Raw genomic sequence first — 25886 nt, 5'->3', positions numbered from 1 at the left:
AACTGTCATTTCATTGACTTTTTTATGAAACAAGGCTTACCGCATATTATCGGGAGAATTTTGAATGCTCACTCACATTATACTTGCTGCTTTAGGGCCCATTGTTCTTGGGTTAGCCGTTGGTTGGCTATCAGGGAAATATGGGTTCATCAAACGAGAGTATTCCCAAGCCTTTGCTGACTTTGTGGTTAAAATAGCATTACCGTTTGCATTATTTCTTGCTGCAGCACAAGCCCCACCCTCCGTATTGCTCAATATTGACTATTTATTAGCATTGGCCGTAGGATTAATCGCAACATACGTGATTGGCTTTATTTTTGGTAAATTTATTTTTCGCCATAATAAAAAAGATGCAGCCATGCAAGCCTTATCGGTCTCTTTTCCTGATATGGCTTACTGTGGGCCACCTGTATTGCTCGCAACTGTAGGCTCATCAGGCTTAATAGCGATGGTGTTAGGTAACCTCATTTATACCGTTATTATTATTCCATTTACTCTCTTAATGATCAGCGGGTCACAACAAGGAAACAGTATCTTAAAATCTGTTGGTAAAGCCATTGCCCAACCCTTAGTTTTTCTTCCTATTCTAGGGGCAATACTGGCTATTTTGGGCGTTAAATTACCGGAGATATTACAAAATTCAGTCAATGAATTAGGAAAAACAGCAGGTGGAGTCGCCCTATTCTTCCTTGGATTGCTCCTTTCTGGGATCAAACTGACAATTAGTAAGGAAATTATATTTAACGTTTTTATTAAAAACTTTGTTCAAGCAGCCCTAATTTTAGGAACTGGACTCGCTTTAGGTTTACAAGATGATTTACTGAAAGCGGCATTTATTATTGGCGTATTACCCACCGCAACCGCAGTTCCCGCATTGGCCATTAGCAACCAAGCCTATACTGAAACCTCAGCAGGAACCGTGTTATTAAGTACATTAGCTGCCTTAATTTCGATTATCGCCGGTATTACTATCGTCGAAATGCTTTAATTTTCAAATTAATGGTAGCCGATGTTTAGGCTACCATTCGATTCTAACATCAAATTTCCTGTCGATTTAATCACCCATTATTTGCCAGATAGATCACAAAAAACGTATCATAGTATAAATACTTTTCTTTTATACATCTGGGACACAAACAAAAAATGAAAATTAGTGATGAGTTAGCCTCTGCTATCGCTTCCGTTACCGAGGTCGCTGCAGTCGCTGCCTTCGATTGGGTGGGTAAACAAGATAAAAATGCGGCAGATAAAGCCGCGGTAGAAGCGATGAGAAATCGCCTAAATGAAATTGATTTCCATGGTAAAATTGTCATTGGTGAAGGTGAAATTGACGATGCTCCCATGCTATATATTGGTGAACAAGTTGGCAAACAATCTGGTTCTGTTGGACTAGATATTGCTGTAGATCCTATCGATGGAACTCGCATGGTCGCTTGCAATGAAAAAAATGCTATTGCCGTACTTGCGGCAGCACCAACAGGAACTCTACTTCAAGCACCTGATATGTATATGGAAAAACTTGTTGTTAGCGCCGCAGCGAAAGGGGCTGTTCACCTTGCTAATCCCCTAGAGAAAAATTTAGAATTTCTTTCCTCTGCATTGAATAAACCAATCTCAAGTCTGTCAATCGCGGTACTTGATAAACCTCGCCATCAACATATTATTAAGACTATCCGCAATTTCGGTGCAAATGTGATTACCATCCCTGATGGCGATGTACTCGCCTCATTACTCACTATCCTCCCTGAGCACCCAATTGATATGATGTATGGAACTGGTGGTGCCCCTGAAGGCATTATTAGTGCAGCCATCGCGCGCGCTTTAGGTGGTGACATGCAAGCAAGACTCGTTTCTCGAGATAAAGCAAAAGGAGATAGCGAAGAAAACAAACAACTCGCGGTACAAGAAGTTTTGCGTTGTCAGCAAATGGGGTTAGAAATTGGTGAGGTTTTATCTTTAGACCAGATGGTCAGTACTTCTGATGTCATCTTTGCCGCCACCGCTATCACACCAACCATCTTGATGGATGGCGTATCAATAGATGCGTACAGCCGTATTTCGAATACCATTTTAGTTAACGGCCGTGACCGCTCGCTAAAACTGATTAATAATCGCTATTTTAATTAATACACCAATACTGTATGTCACCGATATCAAAAGGGCTTATTAGCCCTTTTGATTACTGCAACTTAAGATAAAAATTAACGCTCAAGTGTCATACGATTTAACATCGGCGCGGTTAAAACCATCAAAATTGCAATCACACCGGTCACTACACCAATCTTCAAGAATACATCACTGTACACGGCCAAAGATTCGATTTTACTGGTCAGTTCACCTTCAGGTGCCGCTGCCATTGAGGCGACATATCCCGCAATAAATGCAGCTGCTGAGTTGGTTAGGAACCATGCCCCCATAATGAAGCCCATTAAACGTTGCGGAACTAACTGAGCCACCATCGCAAGTCCAAGGCCAGAGATCATCAGTTCACCAATACTTTGGAAACCGTAACAAATAACCAGCCATTCAACGGAAACAATCCCTGCTTCATTTGCAAATTTAGCGCCTAGAGGTAAAACTAAGAATGCAGCGGAACATAGCAACATACCAATCGCAAACTTATGTGGCATTGGTAAGTTATCACCCATTTTATTATAAATTGCAGCTAAAATTGGGCTTCCAATCATAATCCATAATGGGTTCAGAGCTTGGTATTGTGCGGGTTCAATAGAAAAGCCAAAAACCTCATGCTCTACGTTATGTAATGCAAAGAAGTTTAGTGAGGTTGGCATTTGGCTATAAAGAACGAAGAATACTATCGCTTCAAGCATTAGAATCAAAGCAACAATCATGCGACGGCGAGCCGTACCTTTCAGCGCTAATGTTTCTTTGATAAAGATAACTAAAATACCTAAAGAAATAATCGCTAAGGCTGCACGTGCGATGCCAAGGTTATGCAATAACCATGTAGAAATCGCAATTAATGCAATAACACCCGCAACGGTAGCAACTAACCTTGAAATAACGACAGGAGCAAAGTCAGGCTTTGAGCCATGTTGAGAAACCCATTTCTTACACATATAGAAGTTAATCAATGTGATAATCAGGCCCACAACACTAAGAGAGAACGCAACATCCCAACCATAATGTTTCGCTAACCATGGCGTTGCAATCATTGAGAAAAATGAACCAATATTCACGGCCATGTAGTACATAGTAAATGCACCATCTAACCGTGGGTCATCTTTTTCATAACAGGTCGATAAAAGTGATGATGGGTTCGCTTTAAATAAACCATTACCCACCGCAATGGTTGCCAAGCCGACATAGACCATCGACACATCGTGCCCTGAGAAAGCAACAAATGCGTACCCTGCAATCAGAGTGATTGTTCCAAGAACAATGACTCGTTTTGTTCCGAGGACTTTATCCCCTAACCAGCCGCCTACGGCAACAAAGCCATAAACTAATGCTGCGAACGCTGAGAAAAGTGTAATTGATTCTTTTTCTGACATACCCAGCACTTGGCTTAGGTATATTGGAAGGATCCCTTGAAGACCGTAGTAACCAAAACGCTCCCAGAGTTCGATAGAAAAAATAAGATAGAATGAGCGAGGTTGCTTAAACGCGTTAAGACTAACTTCCTCTTTGTTATTTGTTGTGGACACAAGTTACCTCTAGTACAACCTGTACATATGCAAAAAAACCACGGAACGCTCTATGCGCTCTCGCATTGTTATGGTCTCAAGAATTCAAAGTTGAAAAGATTCACTTTTGGTAGGAGGAGTATCATTCCCTGACCTCAAAACAAACAAAACTGTGTGTAGACTTGTTTATGGATCTCAAACATAAATTCAATGAGTTAAAGCATATTTGATTATTTATTCAACATTAACTGGCAGATAACCCGCAAAGAACCCAATAATCAATTAAGCCATATACGTTATTTATGCACCAAAATTAAAGAATTAGCTAGTATTAATTACTACATCAATTAAATTTAATCGTGATTTACTTCAATTTTTTACAAAACCACCAAATTATCATCGATTACTAATTAATCATTTGTTCGTTAAATGTTAAGAATATTGTACTGTATTGAAATTATAATGCCGCTATTCATCACACTATGATTTATTGCTGTATAGGTTATGGAAAGCTAAAAATATCCATTTCAAGGTAATTCTATTTTTTACTTTTATTGGTAGGAAAGACGTTAGAAGATGTCGCTGAAGAAGCATTCAAACGGGAATTTTGGATAAAAAAAAGCCCAGTAACAAACTGGGCATAATGCATTCTACTCAAGGATCTTTTGCTAAATTCAAACTATCACTACGTAGGTGCATTATTACATTACTTCGTGTAAAGAAATGAATGATGAGGGTAAATATATGAATGTTTACGCAAGCAAACAGTATATAGATATTAATAAGAGTGGTTATAACAGGAAAAGTTCCTCTTTTTTTTAAAAATTTTTATGTCTTTTGCCCAATGTGCTAATAGCAATAATTAACCATTTGATTTAGTAGAATTAATATAAAATATCTATCTATCGTTGCAGGAACTTACCTAACAAGATAACTTAGCCATTGAGCGCTCAGTCGAAAGGATGTCATGTGAAAAAAATATTTTTATTATTTTTTATCTTTATTAACGTATTTCTCCCCCAGGCTTTCGCAGAAGAGGCCACGCCACTCATCAATGAAAAAGCGTTAATCACACTTGCAGAACAAGGGCAAGCTGAAGCTCAATTTAACTTAGGCATGTTTTATCAGTCGCATCATCAATTTGACCAAGCGTTACACTGGTACCTTCTCTCTGCTGATCAAGGGTTTACAAAAGCTCAAATTAACCTTGGTTTGATGTACCAGCAAGGAACTGGTGTTACGCTCGATGAAAAACAAATGTTGTATTGGATGAAAACCGCTGCCGAAAATGGCGACCCTATTGGCCAGATGAATATGGCCGAATACACCCTACACGGCCTTGATAATTTATTAGAGAAAAACCCAGAAGAAGCTGAGCAATGGCTAAAAAAAGCGGCTGAACAACATTTCCAACCTGCGATGCTCACTCTAGCCTATTGGTATGAAGAGGGAAAAGCCGTCACAAAAGACTCGCAAAAGGCACAAACAATATACCTTACTCTCGCTGAGAAAAACCACCCTCAAGCACTCTATCTATTAGGCTATCAAGCTGCAGTAGGCATGTATGATAAAATAAACTACCCTCTCGCCTTTCAATATTTTACCCGCGCCGCAGAATTAGGGTTTTCTCCCGCCCAGAATAGCTTAGGTATGTTGTACTTAACTGGACAGGGCACTAAAAAAGATATCCAATCCGCCATAAAGTGGCTAACCCAAGCGGCTGAACAAGGTGAAGTGTCGGCTCAATTTAATGTCGCGCTTATCTATGCGCGCGGCGATGGTATCAGGGCTGACCAAGCGAAAGCCTGTCATTGGTTTATAAAAGCCGCACAGCAAAACAGTGTCGATGCACAATATGCCGCCGGGGCTTGCTATCAATATGGCATGGGTGTTGAACCTGACAATAAAAAAGCCCTACGTTGGTACCAGCTCGCAGCGGCCAAAGGCCATGAGAGAGCTGAAAAGAAAGTGTTAATTTTAGAAAATCAGCAACAATAAACGCTATTTTTCCAACTTACTGTTGTAGCACTGATATAAGTAAGATAAAGAAAATCTGCATTGTTTATAACCAATGCAGGGTGTCTGTCGACATATACTATTAATTCAATCGCTCACAACTTGGCACGGTAAATCCGTTGCGGTCGGCCAACTTTACCATACTCAATTTCGGCTTCAATTTTATCTTTCGCTAAACAATATTCCAAATAACGTCTTGCTGTAGTGCGACTAAGTTTGATTGTTTCAGCAATACTTTCCGCCGTATATTGCACATCAGGTTCAGTAAACAACGCGAGTATTTTTTCAAGTGTAATAATATCAATACCTGTTGGAAGTTCTTCCTTAGATTCCCCACGTGCATAAGTATTAAACATATCATCAATTTTACTTTGATTCGTTTTGCTATTTTCCTGTACAACAGATTTACGTTGAATATATCTATCTAATGTTTGTCCTAAGCGCTCGTAGGCAATCGGCTTCACCAAATAATCAAAAACGCCTAAACGGATCGCTTCAGAGACGGTATCCATATCACTTGCAGCTGTAGTAAATACGATGTCTGCATTATTTCTTTCTTGTATTAATTCGTGAACCAAATCAATGCCTTTTCCATCAGGTAGATAATTATCTAGCAAGATCAGGTCTGGTTTCATGTATTCAACCATTTTTCTTGCTTCGGCAAGATTACCTGCAAGCCAAACTTTGTCACATGCAGGATAGGCTTTTATATATTCACTGTGCATTTCGGCAAGCAGCAACTCATCTTCCACAATGAGGATTTTTATCTTAATCATTTTATATCTTCACTTTCGGAATAAATATTGAAAATACTGTACCATGCGGTTGATTTTCTTCAATAAGAACCGCACCATTACAGCGTTTAACATAAGACGCAACAAGATAGAGCCCAATACCATGGTCATCAGTTACATCTGTTTTGGTTGTCACACCGCGCTCGAACCATTTACTTTGAATTTCTGACGGGAAACCACACCCCTGATCCGCAACTTCAATAACAATCTCCTTTCCTTCGTCAGAAAGGTATAATTCCACTTGTTTATTACCCTGATTATTTTTCAAGCTTGCTTCAAACGCATTATCGAGTAGATTACCCAATATGGCACAAAATTCAGTACCATTTAAGGAATCAGGCAGTTCATGTAACTGACTACCCTCAGTAAATTTTAATTTTAACCCTAATTCTTTGGCTCGGTGGTACTTACCAAATAATAAACCCGCAACTTGCTTATCAAAAAACTGCCCACGAAGTGTATCAATTAATTGCTGCTGAGATTCTGATTCGCCTTTAATCAGTGCCAATGCTTGGTCATATTCTTTCATTTGCAATAATCCACTAAGTGTTGACATCCAATTAAGGTGTTCGTGTCGTAAAGTCCGTAAACTCTCTATATATTGACGAACTTGAGTCAACTGTGAGTTTAGCGATTCAATATCATTTTGGCTACGGAAGCTAATAACCGCTCCCACAAGATGTTCTTCATCACGAATCGCCACACGGCTTGCAATCACATTTAGGCCATTAAACTCACAGATTACGTCATGCTTGGTCGTTTCAATATCGGTCATAAAAAAATCAGTTGGCGAAATATGCTCCGACACAAAGCTTCCCGTTAACTGGCCCAATGGCTTACTTAGAGATAACATTTTCCGAGCGTTAGAATTAATATTAATTATTTGCCCTTGAGTATTTACTGCAATAATACCTTCAAAAACAGCGTCAAATATCCCTTTTTGCACTAAAACTAATTGGGTTATTTCTTCAGGCTCCATACCCAACATTTGCTTTTGAATTAAACGTGAAAATGCCCACGATAAGAAGAGCAATATAACCAGTATTCCCAAAAAAGTAGCGCCTGTCTGTACAAACAACTCACTGAGTGATGTATCTATTTTGTTGGATAGGTAGCCAATGGACACAACGCCAATCACTTTGCCTTGCTCATCAAAAATAGGTGTCTTTGCTCTAACCGCATTTCCCATTGAGCCTTCACCATTAATGAAATAGCTTTCCCCTTTCTCTAAAGCTCCTGGCTTGTTCCATTGCATTTGAAAACCAATTTTTTGGCTATTTGGGTGATATAGGCGAATTGATTTTTCATCACCAATAACCACATAATCGTAGTTAGAATCTTGGTTTAGTTTATCGGCAATAACTTTCAGCCTAGGAATATCTCTATTCTTTACTGATTGCACAACACCATCAATAGAAGCAATTAACTTTGCTTGGCTCATCGCCAATGATTGAATGTTCGCAATTAATCGATTTTCAGCTGTATCTGTAAAGTACTTACCCAACCCGAGAGTTAAAAAAACAGAAACTATCAATAACAGAAAAAATACTCGTACTGAAAATGAAACTGAATTTACTTTTTTCAATGAAGAGAGTGCATATTCTTTTTTCATGTTATATCTCGTTACTGGCTGAAAAGTAAAAATTTTGTTAACTCAGAAATAGTAGGATAACCGATAAATCGGATTCAAGCCAAAGGTATAATACACATATTAATAATTAAACACATTAAAACCAAGCAATAAAAAACTTATCAAATAATTAAAAACTTTAAAACCATTAAACAAATACAATCTCATTTGAGAAACATGAAATAGGTCAAATATATTAAACACAGTACCTTTAATATAAATATCAAAGAGGGTAATTAAATAAGAAAATCTATTTATTATTATAAGAATAACAAAAGAGAATTTATTTAATTAACTTTAACATTAGCAACATTTTAAAAACATCTCTAAAAGAGATGCAGGATACTATTATGTTCGAAAACATAACGTTTAACCAAGTAAAACGTCATGAGAACAGGAAACTTGCTGAAATAACTCAGTTTTTAAAGGAAAACGACTTAGAGCTTGATTCAAGCATTGACGTTTTCATTACGATTTCTCGCAATGAAAAATTAATTGCGTGTGGTGGCTTAGCAAAAAATGTTATTAAATGCGTTGCTATCAGCGATGATGCTCGAGGTGAAGGCCTAGCATTAAAATTAGCAACAGAACTGGTTAATCTTGCTTACGAAAATAATACAACGCATTTGTTTATTTATACCAAATTCCAAAATGAAAGCTTATTTCAACAATGTGGTTTTCATACTATTGCCACCGTTCCTGATATTATGGTGTTGATGGAAAACAGTTGTTGTTATCTAAAGCGTTATATCGAAAGTTTAAAAGCACAACGTAAAGAAGGCAAAAAGATCGGTGCAATCGTCATGAATGCCAATCCCTTCACCCTTGGTCATCGCTATTTAATCGAGCAAGCCGCGAAGGCCTGTGACTGGCTACACCTATTTGTTGTCAAAGAAGATACATCGCGTTTCCCTTATAAAGTGAGATTAAATTTAATCGAAGCAGGGACAAAAGGAATAGAAAACCTCACTATTCATAAAGGCTCCGAGTATATTATTTCTCGAGCGACGTTTCCTTGCTACTTTATTAAAGACAAAACGGTTGCCAATAACTGTTACACCGAAATAGACATTAAGATATTTCGCCAATATATCGCCCCTGCTCTGGGGATAACCCATCGATTCGTAGGCTCGGAACCTTTTTGCCAAGTCACCAACCAATATAACCAAGACATGCGCTTTTGGTTAAAAACCGATGCTATGAATTTTCCACCTATAGAACTCGTTGAATTTCCGCGAACAATCATCAATGGAACGGCAGTTTCTGCCTCACAAGTGAGACGATTGCTCGCTAAAAAAGATCTTGTGGCAATTAAGCCTATTGTGCCTGAGGCAACCTATCAATATTTGCAAGAAATGGTTGCCAACCAAATCGCATCAGCTCAAAGCCACACCGAAAGTTCTGAATTAGCCATAGGTGAAATATGAAGATAAAGCACGCAGCAGTAGCTGGCACACTTGAATCAAGTGATGTCATGGTTCGCATAGAGCCGCTAGAAGACACTCAAGAGGTCTCAATACAAATTACCAGTAGCGTTGAAAAACAGTTTGGAGATGCTATCGCAAAAATCGTTCAAGAAGTGATCCAGCAGCATGATATTCAAGGGGCACAAATCATTGTAGATGATAAAGGTGCGCTGGAATGTGTACTTAAAGCCCGTTTAGAAGCTTTATTGGCTCGCGCCTGTGATATCGATTACCTGCCTTGGGAGGATAAATAATGACTCCAGAACAAAAATCACGTACACGCAGAAGTATGCTGTTTGTTCCCGGTTCCAATGCAGCGATGTTGAGTAATTCCTTTATTTATAAAGCCGACGCTTTGATGTTCGACCTTGAAGACTCAGTCACTCTGCGCGAAAAAGATACTGCTCGTCGCTTAGTTTACCATGCATTGCAGCATCCACTTTATCAAGATATTGAAACCATTGTACGGGTCAATGCATTAGATTCCGCCTTTGGTGTTGCTGACCTTGAAGCCGTTGTTCGTGGTGGTGCGAAAGTCGTCCGTCTTCCTAAAACAGATACTGCGCAAGATGTGATTGATATTGAAAGTGAAATCTTACGTATAGAAAAAAGTTGTGGCCGTGAAGAAGGTAGTACAGGGTTGTTAGCGGCTATCGAATCACCAATGGGTATCACTCAAGCAGTGAATATTGCTCATTCATCACCAAGACTTATAGGCATCGCATTAGGTGCCGAGGACTATGTCCGCAATTTGCGCACCGAGCGGTCTCCAGACGGCGTAGAACTCCTCTATGCTCGGTGCGCCATTTTACAAGCCGCTCGTTCAGCCGGTATTCAAGCATTTGATACCGTTTATTCTGATGCGAATAATGAAGAAGGTTTCCTACGCGAAGCCGCTCACATTAAACAACTCGGCTTTGATGGCAAATCATTAATTAACCCAAGACAGATTGAGTTACTTCATAATTTATATGCACCAACTCAAAAAGAAGTCGACCATGCGCAGCGTGTTGTAGAAGCCGCTGATGCCGCAGCCCTTGAAGGTAAAGGCGTAGTTTCATTGAACGGAAAAATGGTCGATGGCCCAGTTATTGACAGAGCTCGTCTCGTGTTATCACGAGCAGCATTATCAGGAATTAGGGAAGAGTGAGGCAATAAAAATGACAAATAATACTCAGCGCCAGGCTCGCGTATCAGCCTACTTACAACCAAGTACTGATGATGTACTACGTGAATTCAAAGATATCGGTAAAGTGCAGCAGCAAGTGCAAAAACCGAGAAACCGCAAATTGTGTGATGATTTACAAGTCGCTATTCGTCGTTCTGGCCTTAAAGACGGCATGACAATTTCTTTCCATCACGCCTTCCGTGGCGGCGATCTTACCGTCAACATGGTGATGCAAGTTATTGCAGAAATGGGCTTTCGCAACTTAACACTTGCATCCAGTTCATTAAGTGCTTGCCACTCACCTCTTGTTGATCATATTCGTCATGGCGTTATTCGTAAAATTTATACTTCAGGTATCCGGGGTCCACTCGCTGAAGCTATTTCACGGGGTGAATTAGAAGAACCTGTACAAATCCATTCACATGGAGGAAGAGCCAATCTAATTCATAATGGTGAACTCGTTATTGATGTGGCCTTTATTGGCGTCCCATCATGTGATGAATACGGTAATGCAAACGGATATACAGGAACAGCCTGCTGTGGTTCGTTAGGTTACGCCAAAATTGATGCTGAAACCGCAAAAAAAGTGGTGATGCTGACTGAAGAAGTATTAGATTACCCTCATAACCCTTCCAGTATTAAACAAGATGAAGTCGATTATATCGTCAAAGTTAAACGCGTGGGTGATGCAGATAAAATCGGGGCAGATGCGACTCGCATGACATCAAACCCTCGTGAACTTCTGATCGCACGTACTGCCGCTGATGTGATCGAAAAGTCGGGCTACTTCAAAGAGGGTTTTTCACTACAAACCGGCACGGGTGGTGCTTCTCTTGCCGTGACTCGTTTCCTTGAAGATAAAATGAGACGCCATAATATTACTGCGGGATTTGCTTTAGGTGGCATTACATCAACCATTGTCGACTTGCATGAAAAAGGCTTAATTCGCAAATTATTAGACGTTCAAAGCTTCGATAAAGCAGCGGCTGAGTCGCTCGCTCGCAACCCAAATCACATTGAAATCAGTGCAAATCAATACGCTTGTTTTGACTCAAAAGGTGCCTCTGTTGATATGCTTGATGTGGTTGTGCTGAGTGCACTAGAAATCGATACACGCTTTAATGTCAATGTGTTAACGGGTTCTGATGGGGTTATTCGTGGTGCTTCTGGTGGCCATAGCGATACTGCCGTTGCCTCTAAACTGTCTATCATTGTTGCTCCTCTGGTGCGTGGACGCATTCCAACTTTAGTGGACGAGGTGCTCACTTGTGTAACGCCGGGGTCAAGTGTAGATATTTTGGTCACTGACCATGGGATCACCGTTAACCCTGCTCGTCCTGAATTAAAACAGCAACTTGAAAACCAAGGTATCAAAACCGTTTCAATGAGCTGGTTAAGAGAACGAGCACAATTACTCACTGGAACGCCTAACCCAATTGAATTTACAGATAAAGTCGTTGCTGTTGTGCGTTATCGTGATGGCTCAGTCATTGATGTTGTTCATCAAGTGAAGGAGTAAACTATGTTTTGCCCACTGCCTGATACTCAAGAGCAATTTGAAATTTCTTTACCTGAACTGTTGGATAGCCGAGATGCCCGTCTGGCTCGTCAACAAGCATGGATTGGTCTCCATCAGGTAACCTTGATTTCATTTACTGTCGTTTTTCCTGGAGCTGTCAAAGACAACTCTCTTGTTAGACATGTGTTTAATCAGGGCCTAAATGCGCTTAAACAAATTGCTTCATGCGGGCAGTGGGTGTTTTTATCACAACAATCGTGGGCGTTAAAAACTGGACCAGAGTGTTTGGTCGCTGTTGATGGCGATGCTATCGAGATTAAAAAAGCGTTAATTTACCTAGAAGAGTCGTCTCCTGCTGGTCGATTATGGGATTTTGATGTATTTGATGCGAATGGGCAGCAATATTCGCGCTCCCAGTTAAATTTACCACCAAGGCAATGCTTAATTTGTGAAAATGAAGCGAAAATTTGTGCTCGTCAGCGAACACATTCATTGGTTGAGATACTTAATCGTATTGAGGCGCTAGCGAATGCAACCTACTAAACAGCTCAGCCATATAAATGAGAAATTAGCTAGCTATTACAGCCAATTAGCATGGCATGCGATGTTAGCCGAAGTGAATTTAACTCCTAAGCCTGGGTTAGTCGACAGACACAATACTGGTGCCCATAAAGATATGGCCCTTACTGACTTTCATTTAAGTGCCAATGCCATCGCAATACATTTTCCTCGGTTTTTACAGGCAGGTGCCCAATATAAAGATTGTCCTATCGAACAACTATTACCCCTCATTCGCCCTATCGGCATAGATTGCGAAAAGTCGATGTTCCGTGCGACTAAAGGGGTTAATACCCATAAAGGCAGTATCTTTTCCTTGGGTTTAGTTTTAACCGTAATAGGCCGTTTGATTGCACAACAACAATTTGTTTCACCTGAAAGTGTGAGCTTGTTGGTTGCCAGTATGTGTAAGGGAATTACCAATGAACTTAAACAAAAAACCGAAAACCCTACCGCTGGCCGCCGCTTATATCAGGAACATGGGTTAACAGGCGCAAGAGGTGAAGCGGAAGGCGGTTATTCGTTAGTAATCAAACATTCACTTCCCTATTATTTGCAGCAACTCACCAAGGGCAAACTCGCGGATATCGCCCTGCTTGATACTTTAATTCTCCTCATGAGCCTGAATGACGATACAAACATTGTCAATCGCGGTGGCGTCAAAGGATTAACATGGGTAAAGCTACGCGCAAAACAGCTATTAATCTCAGGTATTAATACCGATGATGATTTAGTTAAGGTTAAACAATTCGACAGTGAATGTATTCAACTAAACATGAGTCCAGGAGGAAGTGCGGATTTATTAATTTTGACTTGGTTTTTTGCCCGATTACCCAACCAGTCTTTAATTAACATAAAGTAACTATTTTAATATTAATTAACACAGGGATAATTTAAAAAATTAAAACGAATTAACCAAATAAAAACCAATTAATTATTTAAATAAATTATATACCTTAGAGTGAATGAGTAATGAAAATAAGATTCATTATATTCATTCAAGATACAGCCATATTAAAAACATTGTCACTTTAACAAATTCCTAATATTAAAGTTCATTCAATTTAATATTAAATAAATTTAATATTGATTTAATCAAGGAAATTGGCTTATGCAAAAAGAAAAAATATGGAAGCTATTAGTTTTAATAGCCATTCCAATTATTATTGCTTTAATACCAACACCTGCGGGGCTACCACATATTGCATGGTTGCTATTTGGTCTTTACCTTGCCGCTATTGTTGGATTGGTACTTAAACCCTATTCAGAGCCTGTTATTCTATTAGCCACTATTGCTGCGAGTGCGGTAATTATTGGGGTAACAGGGACTAAAGATGTCAAAGCAAGTGAAGTTTTAAGCGGATATGCATCCGGTACGACATGGCTTGTATTTGCTGCATTTACTCTGAGTGCTGCCTTTGTTATTACTGGTTTAGGTAAACGTCTTTCTTATATTTTGATTGGCAAGTTAGGCGGTACAACATTAGGGCTCGGTTATGTGACCGCAATCCTTGATTTAATTATCGCGCCTGCAACCCCATCGAATACCGCGCGTGCTGGGGGAATTGTTTTCCCAATCATCAATAGTGTGGCCGTTGCTTTAGGATCTGATCCAGAAAAAAGCCCACGTAAAGCAGGCCACTACCTCCTCGTCAACGTCTATATGGTGACCAAAACCACCAGCTATATGTTCTTAACTGCAATGGCGCCGAATGCACTCGCCCTTGCCATGATGAGTGACATTATGGGCATCCATTTAAGTTGGGGCGGATGGGCACTTGCAGCCTCCGTGCCAGGTTTAATTATGCTGATTTTGACGCCATTAATGATCTACAAACTGTATCCACCTGAGTTGAAAAAGGTGAACAATAAAGAGATCGCAGCCAAAGGCCTTGAAGATTTAGGCCCAATGACTATGCGTGAAAAGTTGCTGGGGATTGTCTTTGTTATCGCGCTGTGCGGCTGGATTTTCTCTGACCTTATCGGCGTCAGCGCCTCTAGCGTCGCGATTGCAGTTATGGCATTGACCCTGATCCTTGGTGTTGTAACTTGGGATGACGTGCTGAAGAATAAAGGCGGTTGGAATACCCTGATTTGGTACGGTGGTATTATCAGCATGTCAGGCGTACTCACAAAAGCCGGTTTCTTCAAGTGGCTCGCCGATACCATGAGCCAATACCTTTCCTTCGGTGATCAAGCAATGTTAGCGTTCTTTGTCATCATGTTTATCAGTGTTGCCATTCGCTACTTATTCGCCTCCGGTGGTGCCTACGTTGCAGCCATGGTTCCAGTATTTGCCACTGTGGGTATGGTTGCTGGGGCTCCTCCGATGTTACTCGCACTGGGATTGTTGTTCTCGAATGCCTACGGCGGCAGCGTGACTCACTATGGCGGCGCGGCAGCACCTATCGTATTCGGTGCAGGTTATAACGATATCCGTTCTTGGTGGATCATCGGTGGGTTAGTTGCCTTCATTAGCTTATTCGTTCACATGACTATCGGTTTAGGTTGGTGGGAAATTTTAATCAGTACTGGATTAATTTAATTCTTCGTCAATAAACCGACACGATGGGCACAATCATGATTGTGCCCTATTTAACAACAAAACAAGGCGGCAAAACAAAGACATCCCAAGGATGCATACTTCAGTATGTGACTTGAGGGGCTGAGTGTAGCAAACACAGCTACAGCGCGAAATATGATGGGTAAACAGATGAAAAAAATCCCTTGCACACTAATGCGTGGCGGAACTTCAAAAGGCGTTTTTCTATTAGCTGATGACCTTCCAACTGATATTCAACAACGTGATGAACTGATCCTCGCTATTATGGGTTCTGGCCATGCTTTGCAAATTGATGGCATTGGTGGAGGCAGCCCACAGACCAGTAAAGTCGCTATTATTAGCCCTTCCCCCCACCCTGATGCCGATATTGATTACCTATTTGCTCAGGTTTCTATTACTGAACGTCTTGTTGATACCGCACCGAATTGCGGAAATATTCTTTGTGCAGTGGGTTCTTTTGCTATTGAAAAAGGATTGGTGCCGGTCTCTGGTGAGACAACCACCGTCAGGATCCGCAATGTCAATACGAATACTTTCATCAACTCTAGGGTACAAACCCCTGATGGCCATGTAACTTATGAGGGAAATACCGAAATTGCTAGCGTACCTGGTCGTGCAGCGCCTGTAGCACTGACATTCTTAAATGCTTGTGGAACAAAAACAGGGAAATTGCTCCCTACAGGCCATGGAATTGATACTATTGAAGATATTGATGTCAGCTGCATTGATATGGCGACGCCTGTGGTGTTAATTGATGCCCCTCAACTCAACAAAACAGGTTATGAAACTGCGGAACAACTGGAGTCCGATGCCGAGTTTATGCAAAAGCTAGAGGCTATTCGTATAAAAGCAGGGGCAATGATGGGGCTTGGTGATGTAAGTAAAAAAGTCATTCCTAAACCCATATTGATTTCACCTGCCATTCACGGTGGAACAATTAATGTCCGCTATTTTATGCCGCATAAATGCCATGGCGCACTTGCCGTCACTGGTGCTATCGCCATTGCCACAAGCACTATGATCCCGGACAGTATTACTCAGCAATACATTCAGTCTGTTGATATGAGCAACATTTCTATTGAGCATTTAAGTGGTAAATTTGAGGTATCATTAAGTCAACAAGGCAACTCACCGGAAGGGCTTCAAGCTTCAATTATTCGAACAGCAAGAAAACTGTTTGAAGGCAACGTATACGTTCCTTCAAACTAATATTAGCCTGCCTCTTATCTAGAGGCAGGTGATGAATTTTATTTTTCGGCAAGTAACGGCTCAAAATTACCATCAATATAATAGGAAACTTGATGAGCTTCATCTGGCGTCGGCAATTCTAACTTCCCTGCCATTTTCTCCATAACTTGCTCCGGTACCGCATATTGACGTTGTTGATTTTGTTGCCGCCACTGTTTAAATGGCACTTCCAAGTAAACTAAATGGATTTTGGCTTGATAGCGTTCAAATAAGCTGATCATAGTTCCCCGTAAAGAGGCACTCAATGACGTCGCATTCCAAATAAAGTGGGTTTTCGTGCGTAACAATCGTTTTGCTTGCTCTTTCGCTTGCTGAGCGACCCACCCTTGTGCATTTTTATCTGCTGGGTTGATTTTATGTTCTCGGCGAATATCATCTAAACACACAACTGCCGTTTGTGGGTAAAACCGTTTGATAAAATGGTCTTTTCCCATCCCCGGCAAGCCACATAACATTATCACTTCACTTCCATTTTCTTCAAAAGGCTGGTAATCCGTAGTGCCCTTTTGATGATGAAAATACTGGAAGCGCCCAGCTGGTGACGCAAATGATTTAGGTTGGTCCCAACAACCCTGCTCACGACAGAATAGTTCAAATAGCTCGATTCTGACCAAAAGTTCCGCTTTATCTTCACACGCACGGCCCATCGCATCCGCTTTCGCTAACAGACATAATAAAGACATTTCAACCCGCAAAGATGCGGCAAATAACGTGCGCTCAGGATCTGGCTTTTCCATTAACCAAAGCGGTAAGCCATGGAATCGAACTAAAGCCGCAATTTGTTCACGAATAGCAAAGGGCGTTTCTATTTGTCGAAATAATATATTTCGTACAGATAACTCACCTTTTTTGGCATGTCCAGGTGAATGGATCCGCCCCTCTTCATCTTCTTTTGTCGTACTGCGTTTTTCGACGTCATGCAGCAAGGCTGCCGCCCAAACGATTTGTTGTTTAAGCTCAGGAAGCTGTTGATATTCAGACAAACCTTCTAAAGCCGCTAACACCATTTGGGTGTGAATAGCCACGTTACCTTCCGCATGGTGCAAACGGTCTTGCGGCACATACTGCATATCACGCACAAAATCGAACTGTTTTTCAAGCTGTGTCCAGTCACGACATTGGGTTAATTGCCAACTCATGGCTGTTCTCCTTGTAATTCAAAGGCCAGCTTGGCTCTCTGCCAATGCCGCTTCCAGTGGATATCCGTTTTAACATGGTTTTTACGCACATATTTGAAAACATGCGCCATAAAATCATCCACATGAAAACCTTGGCTATCGCGGCTCACAATACCTTCCATGCTACAGGCTTCCCCTGTATGAGTATCACACGCAATAAATTGGCTATCTAATGATGCAGCAGTAATTAATGAACTTGCATATTCTTGCTTGTTCATGTGTTTACTGAGTGATAAATCTAATTGAGGGACGGTTGGAAAATCAAATAGAGCTGCATAAAATTGCACCTCTTCCCAACTGAGCCAATACTCCCCCTGCCTCACCGCAAATACATAGAAGTAATCTTCAATATGTTGATATTCAATGGAATGTATTGCGTAAAGATTCTCACCGAATAGTTCAATATCCCCTAAATCATCTTTAATCAGCTGCCAACGTTGGCGAATTTGCTGGCTCCATGCTGATTGGGTTGGTGCTCCATGAGAGCGAGCAAAAACCCCGTGACGGTTTAAACAATTATTTTCACCATCCAGTTTTTCTGTATGAACCAGTTTGTCTATATTTTGGATGTGCGACCACCAATCGCTATTGATGCGATCATCACTCGTCGTACCTGGGGAGAACGGATAGTGATACGTTCTACCATACTTTCTTGATTGCATATTCATCATGCTTTCTCTAAAGAAATAGAAATAACCACAAATCTTTTTGCTAGATTTGCGTCTTTAATTGTTGAGAAATCAAGTGTAGGTATTACATATCTATTCCGAGTAACGGCCTCATTTTTACTTAGCTAAGGGTCAAAATTAGCGAAATTGAAGGAAAACAGTTGAATTTTAGTCTAATTGTCAAGAAGAAGACTATCAATTTATTCCTAATTTAGCTCTACACACAAAAATCACCTACTCCCTATTAATCTAGAAGCCCAAATAAGCCTAATTTTACTCGAGACAATATTAAACGTGATAGTGATAGGTGGGAATTTATCGGACGTAAAGCTGAAGACTCAGTGCGTAAACTTTATGTAGGAAAGGTAATCAATAGAGATAGGAGCTACGGAACACCTTTCGTTAAGGTTGGATATTAATCTATCATAAATAGTTATAAAGATGAAAAAATAATAATCATCTTTGGATAATACTTGAGAACATCTTTCAATGTTCTCAAGTAGTTAAGAACAAAAAAACCTAGTAAAGACCGATAACTGAACCAACTGCTAACAAAAAGAAACTAAACAACCAAATCCAACCAAACGAATAACGTAAGTGGCGCCCCATATCAATTCCAGCTAATCCCATTGCTAACCATGCTGCTGGAGAGAATGGGCTCACGAAAGTCCCTGCGTTGTTACCTATCGCCATCGCATAAACAACGGAAGATGGGTCAACACCAACTGTGGCGGCAATTTGTTGAATTATTGGTAGTAAGGCAAAATAGTAAGCATCGGTACTGGTAAAAATATCCATCGGCACGCCTAAAATACCGACAAAAATATGGACTTTAGAAACCCATTCTGTTGGTAAAATAGCGGTTAAGTCTGTTGCAATTGACTCAAGCATGCCACCTTCAGATAAAATACCTAAAAATGCTCCTGCCGCTAAGATAATGGCAACCATTCCCAATGCTTGTGGCGCATGGGCTGCCAAAATTTTCATTTGGTCCCTAGGGTTAGGGAAGTTAACCATCAAGGCAATGGAAAGTGCGATCATAAAAACATAAGGTGCAGATAATAAACCAAATGCTAAACAGACAACAGAGGCGACAATTAACCCACCATTGATAAGTGGTTTCTTAGGTTTTTGTACCGTTTCGGTTATATCGGCAGTGTCATCACTAACAGGTAACAAAGAATCCATTTCATATGGTGTTGTTCCTTTCAAACTCGCTGCGGCAATACGTCTTTTCTCACGAAATCCCATTAACGTAGCAAATACCACTGCTCCCCCCATACCAATGAGTTGTACTGGGATCAAATGTTGCCATAAGGTCGAAGCATCAATGCCAGTGACAGCCGAAGCACGGCCTAACGGCCCGCCCCAAGGCACCATATTCATGACCCCCATGCTGGCACACATCAGCAGCAACATGAGATATGGGCTCATCCCCAGTTGACGGTATAAAGGTAATAATGCAGGAATGATAATTAAAAATGTCGCAGCGCCTGAACCATCTAAATGGACAACTCCTGCAATTAACGTTGTCATAATACAAACAACAATAATATTCCCACGCGTCATTTTAACCATTAAACGGATCAACGGATCAACGGATCAAAAATATGCAGGTCTTTCATTAAGCTAAAAAATAAAATCGCAAATAAAAACATCGCTGCGACTTTTGAAACTTTATTAATCCCACTTTCAAAGAATACTGAAATTTCAGCAACCGAATAACCAGCAAATAAAGCACCAATAAAGGGAATACAAGACATTGCGATAATTGGGCTAACTTTCCCCATCATCAATAATGTTACTATCGATATAATGATTAAAATACCAATAATTGTCAGCACATCAACTTCCTTCTTAGAATTATATTTTTCAGGTGAACACAAATTTCAGCTTGGCTCGCATTAGCTTAATAAGCATATTTCTTATATAAACCATTTAATATAACCGCAAGGAATATTTTATATTTTTGCTTCACAAACAATGTATTAATCATTATTTAAATTATCATTTAAAATAAAAAAATAGTTTTATTCTCTATTAGAACCATTAAAACCATAAACAAGCATTAACACCACTCTGGCGTGGGAGTTATTATTTTATTTATAAGTTACAGAATTATAACAATCAAAAATCAATGATTATTATAATATTTTATTTTTTCTCTTATTTTTTTATATTTTCTCCCTCCTTTTTCATCATGTTACTAGGGAAATATACTTTTTATGATTTTGGTCAAATATTCAAAAATTCGCTTGATTTTCTATTACCAATCCGCTGTAAAAATAAAATTTGCCCCGTAATACCACACCATCTCACAAAAAAACTTTGGCAAACTCAGTATAATATTAAAATAATTTAAGTTTGCTAATAAGGAATGTTCCAATGAGTCGCCTTTTTTCACCTGCATCAATAAGCCAAGTTTCGTTGAAAAATAGAATCATTGTTCCCCCGATGTGCCAATATTCCGCAGAAAATGGCATGCCAACCGCTTGGCATAACGCCCACTATATGAACCTTGCTTTATCAGGGGCCTCCTTAGTGATTGTAGAAGCCAGTGCTGTTGTTCCTGAAGGGCGTATTACCTACAAAGACTTAGGCTTATGGAATGACGAACAAATGGTCGCCATGCAGAAAATGCTCAACGATATCAGACATTTTTCAGATGCGCGTTTCGGGGTACAAATCGCTCACGCAGGTAGAAAGGCATCAACCGAGTTACCTTGGTTAGGGGGTAACAGTATCCAGCCTACACAACCCAATGGTTGGCAAACTGTTGCACCATCAGCAATCGCTTTTGGTGAGAACGCAATCCCACATGCATTAACGATTGATGAAATTTTACAGGTCAAACAGCAATTTATTGACGCCGCCATTCGTGCTGAAAAAGCCGGTTTTGACGTTATTGAGATCCATGCTGCTCACGGATATTTACTGCATGAATTCTTATCACCAATATCAAACTTGCGACAAGATGAATATGGCGGTAATTTTGAGAATCGAAGCCGTTTTCTGGTCAATATATTCCATGAAATCCGAGAAGCGATTAATCCCAATATCGCTGTGGGTGTGCGAATCTCTGCTACTGACTGGATTGATAATGGCTGGGATGTTCCTGAATCTATCGAACTTACTGAACGGTTAGAAGATTTAGGTTGCGATTATATTCATGTTTCTTCCGGCGGGCTTTCATCGAAACAACAAATTCCATTAAGCCCGAATTACCAAGTACCATTAGCACAAGCGATCCATGAACAAAGTATGATGCCCGTGATTGCTGTAGGTCTGATTACAGAGCCGTTGCAAGCCGAAGCGATACTTGCAACCCATCAAGCTGATTTTGTCGCTATTGGTAGGGGGATCTTATTTGAGCCGCGATGGCCTTGGCGAGCTGCGAGTGAATTGAATGAACAAATAGACGTTGCGCCACAATACCGGCGCTGTGCCCCACATCAATTTAAGCACTTATTTAAGTAAAGTAATAAACTCGCAGCTATTGTTAATTGATAATAGCTGCGAGTCATAAATTATTAACGCGCGCTAGTCGAACACTGTTGCACAAATTCAATCATGGTTTTTTGGAATTCAGGCTCTGCAGTACCTGATTTTTCTATTTCCGCATCCATACGTTTAAACTCAGCTAAACCATATTTTTCAATTGTTTTATCGTAGGCGCAACCACAAATTGCACTGACTGCATTTGCCGTTTCACCTTGCGGGTTTCCTGATGCAACCACACAGGTATTCACAAAATTCTCTTTATATTCAGCAATTTCTGACTTTTCATCAGAACATGCAGACAACACAACCATTGCTCCTGCCATACCTAATATTAATGCTAATTTTTTCATTTTATGCCCATTTCCTATTTAGCTTTAACTAAGATGATAATAATAAACCTCTATTATTCCTAGTTCACGCTATTTTGGATATCTTGTTTATGTTTTCAATACCATTAATCTTAATTCACCAAATAAGACGCTCTTATTAAGATTAACATCCCTATCACTGACTATTCATATTAATCATAGCTGTTTTCTTATAAAAAATCTGTCTTGTCCCATATTTTATTATGTGTATTTCACCTGGGCAATGAATTAGAACAACGCCATCGATAATAGAATAATGATGATAAAATTAGCACACAGCCAACAATTTGGATAAAAGGCATTCTTTCACTGTACCAAATAGCCGCTACAAATACAGTCATAACAGGTTCAAGGATCATAATAATTGCCGCATTTCCTGCTGTGGTATTTTTTTGACCAATCAGCTGTAATACAAACCGCAAACTCGTTGCTATCACCACACTAGCAATAAACCACATTATAGTGGGTACTGTGATGCTACTTGGCCATTCTTCCAAAAAGAGTGACAAAACTAACCCTGTCACTCCAGTACAAGCAAGTTGAATGGTCGTTAACGGCAACAGAGGAATTGTTCGAGTATATAAACTGGTATAACAAAAATAGATAGCCTGAACAATTGCAGCGCCAAGAAACCATAGTTGGCTTGCCTTAAACTCAAGTTGAGCCTTGAATAGTGTTAAACATGCCAGCCCCAGAACAGCGACAGGGAGAGCCTCCCAGAAATAACGCACAGGTTTATTTTTTAAAATTACCCATGCAACTAGAGGAACAAATAACATCGCCAGACTCATGATAAAGGCCCCTTCGCCAATTGAGTCTGTTATCGCAACTGCGTGGATCCAAAGCACCATATTTAATGACATCCAACCGCCAGTCATTAATATTTTGGGTAATTGCTTTACCGCTATTCTATTTTTCTCGCCCCCACAAAAAGGGGCTAAAATGATAGCAGCGAATAAAAAACGGCTACCAAGAAAGGCAAATATTGGCATTCCCTGCACTGCTTCTCGGGAAAACACCCATCCCCAAGCCGCAATTATCGTGGTAAGCACCAAGAAAAACTCTGCCTTTCTTTGTGAATACATGTGTTCCTCGAACGAATTAAATGACCCTCTACTACATCATACCTACTTTTTCATGTAAACCAATCCCATTTATAGCCTTTAACTCCGAACGTTCCAAATAATAATATCTCGTTAAAAAATGATAAATATGACCTTAAATTAAGCGTTATTTCCTCTTAATAACGGTAATTTTTCTTCCAAGCTGGCTTTTTTCTTACTAAATAGATTAAGTCTCATTTCAAATACGATAAATGAGGAAGTTTGCATGCAAGCCCATCAATTTTTCTTTTTATATGACCTGAGATAATTAAAGTAAACAAACAACTACCAGTCTTACTGATTGAATTTACATCTTCAGCTTAAGGGAAGGTCATAGTATGGTTATTCAAAAAACATTACCGATAGATAACGATACAATCAAAAAAATTAAGATTGCGATCAATAAGAGAAAATATGCGCATGCGGATGAAATAAGTTTGTTATGGCAACACGCATTAAAATCGTCGTCAGTCTTCAGTTGGGGAAAAGTGATGCTGATTTCGATAATTAGTGGTTTGGTTGTTACAATAGCCACTTATTTATAGCATGGGGTTTTAAACGAAGAAATCGAGCTAATAGCCCGATTTCTATTAAATATCTTTAATCACTAATTTAGCTAATTACCAGTAACCTAAGAACTTCCACCAAACGCTACCAATAAAGAACCAGATGGCTAAGTTAACGACACTCATAACAAAACCGGTTTTCCACCACTCGCCTAATGTGGCATAGCCAGAACCAAAGATAATTGGTGCGGTACCTGTTCCATAATGAGTGAGTGACATCATTAATGATGATGAGAAAGCAAGCGTTAATGCTAACAACATTGGTGGTGCACCGAGAGATAATCCCGCGGCTAAAAATGCAGCGTACATTGCGGTAATATGCGCTGTTGTACTGGCAAAGAAATAGTGGGAATAAACATAGATAAGAACAAGGATCAACATCCCCCATACCCAGCTAATTCCCATACTCGCAATGGCTCCCTCGACTGAAACTGACATCCATTTAATTAAGCCTAATTTTCCTAAGAAAGATGCCATCATCACTAAAGCAGAGAACCAAACTACCGTATCCCAAGCCCCTTTATTTTTTAAGACATCATCCCAATTGATGACACCTGTTGCTAATAAAATACTTAAACCAATAAATGCTGCTGTTGTTGCATTCACACTGTATGCAGGCCCAAAGATCATTGCTGGTACACCTGCCCACATCAGTAATAGCAACCCAAAAACAGCTAATGTTAATTTTTCAGGTAATGAAACTGGCCCTAATTGTTGTAAACGTTCTTTGGCAAAATTAGGCGCATCCGGCGTAGAGGTGATTTCAGGCTTGTACATCAAATAAATGACCAATGGCATTAAAATCAAAGAGATAATGGCTGGTACAAATGCGGCAATAGCCCACATTCCCCAAGTTAGCTCCCCTTTTTGCCCTAACTCACTGACAATCAGGCTGACTATCAGTGGGTTTGGGGCTGTTGCCGTAATAAACATTGCAGACGTAATCGGGTTAATATTGTAATTGACCAAAGCCAAATAACGACCGATTTTCCCAGCAGTACCATCATCCGCCTTAGACCCAAAACTATCAGCGATAGAACGCATAATTGGGTGAATAATTCCCCCACCTCGAGCGGTATTACTTGGTGTCACAGGAGCCAATATTGTTTCTGCTATTGCCAATGAATAAGCAATACCCAATGTTTTTTTACCAAATAAAGAAATGACATAATACCCTATCCTTGCCCCTAAACCTGTTTTGTTCAAGCTCATGGAAACCATGATAGAAATACCAATTAACCAAATTAAGTCATTAGAAAAACCACTTAATGCATCCGCAATTGCCCCTTTAGTTGATTCAGGATTAGTGACTCCAGTAACTGCAACTAATGAAATTGCGACAATAGAAACTCCGCCTATTGGTAAAGCCTTACCAATAATAGCAGCGATTGTGCCTACAAATAATGCTAAAAGATGCCACGCATTTGGATTAACACCTTCAGGAACAGGAATTAAAAACCAAATAATTAATGTTATTGCAACTGCGATTAATGTTGGAACAGGTTTTAAAGGTGTTAGTTTATTCATAAGGTTTATCCATACACGTTTAAAGATGGAAATACAGAGTAATTTCAGTTATATATTCTAATTTTATCTTTAGGTTAACAATATATAGCTAAAAAACCTTGATATTTATCAGTACGTAGATTCTTTTATAATACAAATTCACGTTATTTTGTAACGGGACGTAATATATTATTTCAGTAATTAATCTTTCATATTTTTTGCATAAAAAGGTAAGCCTACCCTTAAATGAATAAGGGTAAAAATAAAGTTGGGCTTATTATTTGTTCTATTACTCGGCTAGCAGCACATGCACTCACATTTATCTCATAATCTAATTTGTTTCTTAATATACTAAAATTTCAATTATTTTTATAGTTTGCCCTCAAT

Annotated in this window: 20 protein-coding genes and 1 pseudogene; 12 read left to right on the top strand and 9 right to left on the bottom strand. The window is 39.8% G+C overall.

The features are described 5' to 3' along the window. Nucleotides 1-64: 64 nt before the first annotated feature. Both M1E86_RS07670 and glpX read left to right on the top strand, forming a co-directional pair. Nucleotides 65-988, top strand: coding sequence for an AEC family transporter (locus tag M1E86_RS07670; RefSeq protein WP_213913311.1), 924 nt, complete (start codon nucleotides 65-67; stop codon nucleotides 986-988). 161 nt (nucleotides 989-1149) lie between these two features. Continuing rightward, nucleotides 1150-2127, top strand: a complete 978-nt coding sequence (gene glpX / locus M1E86_RS07665; RefSeq protein WP_185746858.1) for a class II fructose-bisphosphatase — start codon at nucleotides 1150-1152, stop codon at nucleotides 2125-2127. Nucleotides 2128-2201: 74 nt separating this feature from the next. Here the strand turns inward: glpX and dtpA are convergent, their stop codons facing one another. Continuing rightward, nucleotides 2202-3668, bottom strand: a complete 1467-nt coding sequence (dtpA, locus tag M1E86_RS07660; protein ID WP_213913312.1) for a dipeptide/tripeptide permease DtpA — start codon at nucleotides 3666-3668, stop codon at nucleotides 2202-2204. Between the two features lie 948 nt (nucleotides 3669-4616). Here dtpA and M1E86_RS07655 point away from each other — a divergent pair. Then, nucleotides 4617-5645 (top strand): SEL1-like repeat protein, encoded by a 1029-nt coding sequence (locus M1E86_RS07655; RefSeq protein ID WP_213913313.1) that lies wholly within the window; start codon nucleotides 4617-4619, stop codon nucleotides 5643-5645. Between the two features lie 113 nt (nucleotides 5646-5758). Here the strand turns inward: M1E86_RS07655 and dpiA are convergent, their stop codons facing one another. Together dpiA and dpiB are read right to left on the bottom strand one after the other, a co-directional pair. Next, a complete protein-coding gene (dpiA, locus tag M1E86_RS07650) occupies nucleotides 5759-6439 on the bottom strand; it encodes a two-component response regulator DpiA (RefSeq protein ID WP_125890870.1) in 681 nt (226 codons plus the stop codon). A 1-nt stretch (nucleotide 6440) separates the two neighbouring features. Beyond that, nucleotides 6441-8069 (bottom strand): sensor histidine kinase DpiB, encoded by a 1629-nt coding sequence (gene dpiB / locus M1E86_RS07645; RefSeq protein WP_213913314.1) that lies wholly within the window; start codon nucleotides 8067-8069, stop codon nucleotides 6441-6443. A 368-nt stretch (nucleotides 8070-8437) separates the two neighbouring features. On the opposite strand from dpiB, the gene citC reads away from it, so the two are divergent. From citC to M1E86_RS07605, 8 genes are all read left to right on the top strand, one after another. Further along, nucleotides 8438-9514, top strand: a complete 1077-nt coding sequence (gene citC, locus M1E86_RS07640) for a [citrate (pro-3S)-lyase] ligase (RefSeq protein WP_213913315.1) — start codon at nucleotides 8438-8440, stop codon at nucleotides 9512-9514. Next, nucleotides 9511-9807 (top strand): citrate lyase acyl carrier protein, encoded by a 297-nt coding sequence (gene citD / locus M1E86_RS07635; protein ID WP_004255457.1) that lies wholly within the window; start codon nucleotides 9511-9513, stop codon nucleotides 9805-9807. Before citC ends, citD begins: the two co-directional genes overlap by 4 nt. Beyond that, nucleotides 9807-10703, top strand: a complete 897-nt coding sequence (citE, locus tag M1E86_RS07630; RefSeq protein ID WP_102139288.1) for a citrate (pro-3S)-lyase subunit beta — start codon at nucleotides 9807-9809, stop codon at nucleotides 10701-10703. The genes citD and citE overlap by 1 nt, the downstream gene beginning before the upstream one ends. Nucleotides 10704-10713: 10 nt before the next feature. Further along, the gene (gene citF, locus M1E86_RS07625) at nucleotides 10714-12240 is read left to right on the top strand and encodes a citrate lyase subunit alpha (RefSeq protein WP_213913316.1); all 1527 of its coding nucleotides are present in this window, start codon (nucleotides 10714-10716) and stop codon (nucleotides 12238-12240) included. 3 nt (nucleotides 12241-12243) lie between these two features. After that, nucleotides 12244-12783, top strand: a complete 540-nt coding sequence (gene citX / locus M1E86_RS07620) for a citrate lyase holo-[acyl-carrier protein] synthase (protein ID WP_125890864.1) — start codon at nucleotides 12244-12246, stop codon at nucleotides 12781-12783. Beyond that, entirely contained in the window at nucleotides 12770-13660 is an 891-nt protein-coding gene (citG, locus tag M1E86_RS07615; protein WP_213913317.1) for a triphosphoribosyl-dephospho-CoA synthase CitG, read from the top strand. The genes citX and citG overlap by 14 nt, the downstream gene beginning before the upstream one ends. 249 nt (nucleotides 13661-13909) lie before the next feature. Beyond that, nucleotides 13910-15343 (top strand): anion permease, encoded by a 1434-nt coding sequence (locus M1E86_RS07610; RefSeq protein ID WP_125890862.1) that lies wholly within the window; start codon nucleotides 13910-13912, stop codon nucleotides 15341-15343. A gap of 168 nt (nucleotides 15344-15511) precedes the next feature. Continuing rightward, nucleotides 15512-16570: a 4-oxalomesaconate tautomerase gene (locus M1E86_RS07605; RefSeq protein WP_213913318.1), complete on the top strand. Its 1059-nt coding sequence runs from the start codon at nucleotides 15512-15514 to the stop codon at nucleotides 16568-16570. Between the two features lie 38 nt (nucleotides 16571-16608). Here the strand turns inward: M1E86_RS07605 and M1E86_RS07600 are convergent, their stop codons facing one another. The 3 genes and pseudogenes from M1E86_RS07600 to M1E86_RS07590 form a co-directional block, all read right to left on the bottom strand. Beyond that, nucleotides 16609-17748 (bottom strand): AAA family ATPase, encoded by a 1140-nt coding sequence (locus M1E86_RS07600; RefSeq protein WP_213913319.1) that lies wholly within the window; start codon nucleotides 17746-17748, stop codon nucleotides 16609-16611. Further along, a complete protein-coding gene (locus tag M1E86_RS07595) occupies nucleotides 17745-18455 on the bottom strand; it encodes an RNA ligase family protein (protein ID WP_125891097.1) in 711 nt (236 codons plus the stop codon). The genes M1E86_RS07600 and M1E86_RS07595 overlap by 4 nt, the downstream gene beginning before the upstream one ends. A 519-nt stretch (nucleotides 18456-18974) precedes the next feature. Then, nucleotides 18975-20299: pseudogene (locus M1E86_RS07590) on the bottom strand (CitMHS family transporter). 541 nt (nucleotides 20300-20840) lie between these two features. Here M1E86_RS07590 and M1E86_RS07585 point away from each other — a divergent pair. Continuing rightward, nucleotides 20841-21932, top strand: a complete 1092-nt coding sequence (locus M1E86_RS07585) for an NADH:flavin oxidoreductase/NADH oxidase (RefSeq protein WP_125890859.1) — start codon at nucleotides 20841-20843, stop codon at nucleotides 21930-21932. A 53-nt stretch (nucleotides 21933-21985) separates the two neighbouring features. On the opposite strand, the gene M1E86_RS07580 is transcribed toward M1E86_RS07585, so the two are convergent. From M1E86_RS07580 to M1E86_RS07570, 3 genes are all read right to left on the bottom strand, one after another. After that, nucleotides 21986-22306 (bottom strand): hypothetical protein, encoded by a 321-nt coding sequence (locus M1E86_RS07580; protein WP_213913320.1) that lies wholly within the window; start codon nucleotides 22304-22306, stop codon nucleotides 21986-21988. A gap of 230 nt (nucleotides 22307-22536) precedes the next feature. Continuing rightward, entirely contained in the window at nucleotides 22537-23409 is an 873-nt protein-coding gene (locus tag M1E86_RS07575; RefSeq protein WP_125890857.1) for a DMT family transporter, read from the bottom strand. Between the two features lie 638 nt (nucleotides 23410-24047). Further along, complete coding sequence (locus M1E86_RS07570; RefSeq protein ID WP_102139301.1) at nucleotides 24048-25520, bottom strand: anion permease; 1473 nt, start codon at nucleotides 25518-25520, stop codon at nucleotides 24048-24050. Between the last annotated feature and the right edge of the window lie 366 nt (nucleotides 25521-25886).

It is taken from the genome of Providencia sp. PROV200 (assembly GCF_049901995.1).
GTDB classification, from domain to species: Bacteria; Pseudomonadota; Gammaproteobacteria; order Enterobacterales; family Enterobacteriaceae; genus Providencia; species Providencia rettgeri_E.
This window is presented reverse-complemented; position numbering and strand designations above follow the sequence as displayed.

What these genes read in the sequence shown, in the direction of transcription:
- M1E86_RS07670 (WP_213913311.1), top strand. Translation starts at nt 65, where the DNA reads ATGCTCACTCACATTATACTTGCTGCTTTAGGGCCCATTGTTCTTGGG.
- dpiA (WP_125890870.1), bottom strand. Translation starts at nt 6,439, where the DNA reads ATGATTAAGATAAAAATCCTCATTGTGGAAGATGAGTTGCTGCTTGCC.
- dpiB (WP_213913314.1), bottom strand. Translation starts at nt 8,069, where the DNA reads ATGAAAAAAGAATATGCACTCTCTTCATTGAAAAAAGTAAATTCAGTT.
- citC (WP_213913315.1), top strand. Translation starts at nt 8,438, where the DNA reads ATGTTCGAAAACATAACGTTTAACCAAGTAAAACGTCATGAGAACAGG.
- citD (WP_004255457.1), top strand. Translation starts at nt 9,511, where the DNA reads ATGAAGATAAAGCACGCAGCAGTAGCTGGCACACTTGAATCAAGTGAT.
- citE (WP_102139288.1), top strand. Translation starts at nt 9,807, where the DNA reads ATGACTCCAGAACAAAAATCACGTACACGCAGAAGTATGCTGTTTGTT.
- citF (WP_213913316.1), top strand. Translation starts at nt 10,714, where the DNA reads ATGACAAATAATACTCAGCGCCAGGCTCGCGTATCAGCCTACTTACAA.
- citX (WP_125890864.1), top strand. Translation starts at nt 12,244, where the DNA reads ATGTTTTGCCCACTGCCTGATACTCAAGAGCAATTTGAAATTTCTTTA.
- citG (WP_213913317.1), top strand. Translation starts at nt 12,770, where the DNA reads ATGCAACCTACTAAACAGCTCAGCCATATAAATGAGAAATTAGCTAGC.
- M1E86_RS07610 (WP_125890862.1), top strand. Translation starts at nt 13,910, where the DNA reads ATGCAAAAAGAAAAAATATGGAAGCTATTAGTTTTAATAGCCATTCCA.
- M1E86_RS07605 (WP_213913318.1), top strand. Translation starts at nt 15,512, where the DNA reads ATGAAAAAAATCCCTTGCACACTAATGCGTGGCGGAACTTCAAAAGGC.
- M1E86_RS07600 (WP_213913319.1), bottom strand. Translation starts at nt 17,748, where the DNA reads ATGAGTTGGCAATTAACCCAATGTCGTGACTGGACACAGCTTGAAAAA.
- M1E86_RS07595 (WP_125891097.1), bottom strand. Translation starts at nt 18,455, where the DNA reads ATGAATATGCAATCAAGAAAGTATGGTAGAACGTATCACTATCCGTTC.
- M1E86_RS07585 (WP_125890859.1), top strand. Translation starts at nt 20,841, where the DNA reads ATGAGTCGCCTTTTTTCACCTGCATCAATAAGCCAAGTTTCGTTGAAA.
- M1E86_RS07580 (WP_213913320.1), bottom strand. Translation starts at nt 22,306, where the DNA reads ATGAAAAAATTAGCATTAATATTAGGTATGGCAGGAGCAATGGTTGTG.
- M1E86_RS07575 (WP_125890857.1), bottom strand. Translation starts at nt 23,409, where the DNA reads ATGTATTCACAAAGAAAGGCAGAGTTTTTCTTGGTGCTTACCACGATA.
- M1E86_RS07570 (WP_102139301.1), bottom strand. Translation starts at nt 25,520, where the DNA reads ATGAATAAACTAACACCTTTAAAACCTGTTCCAACATTAATCGCAGTT.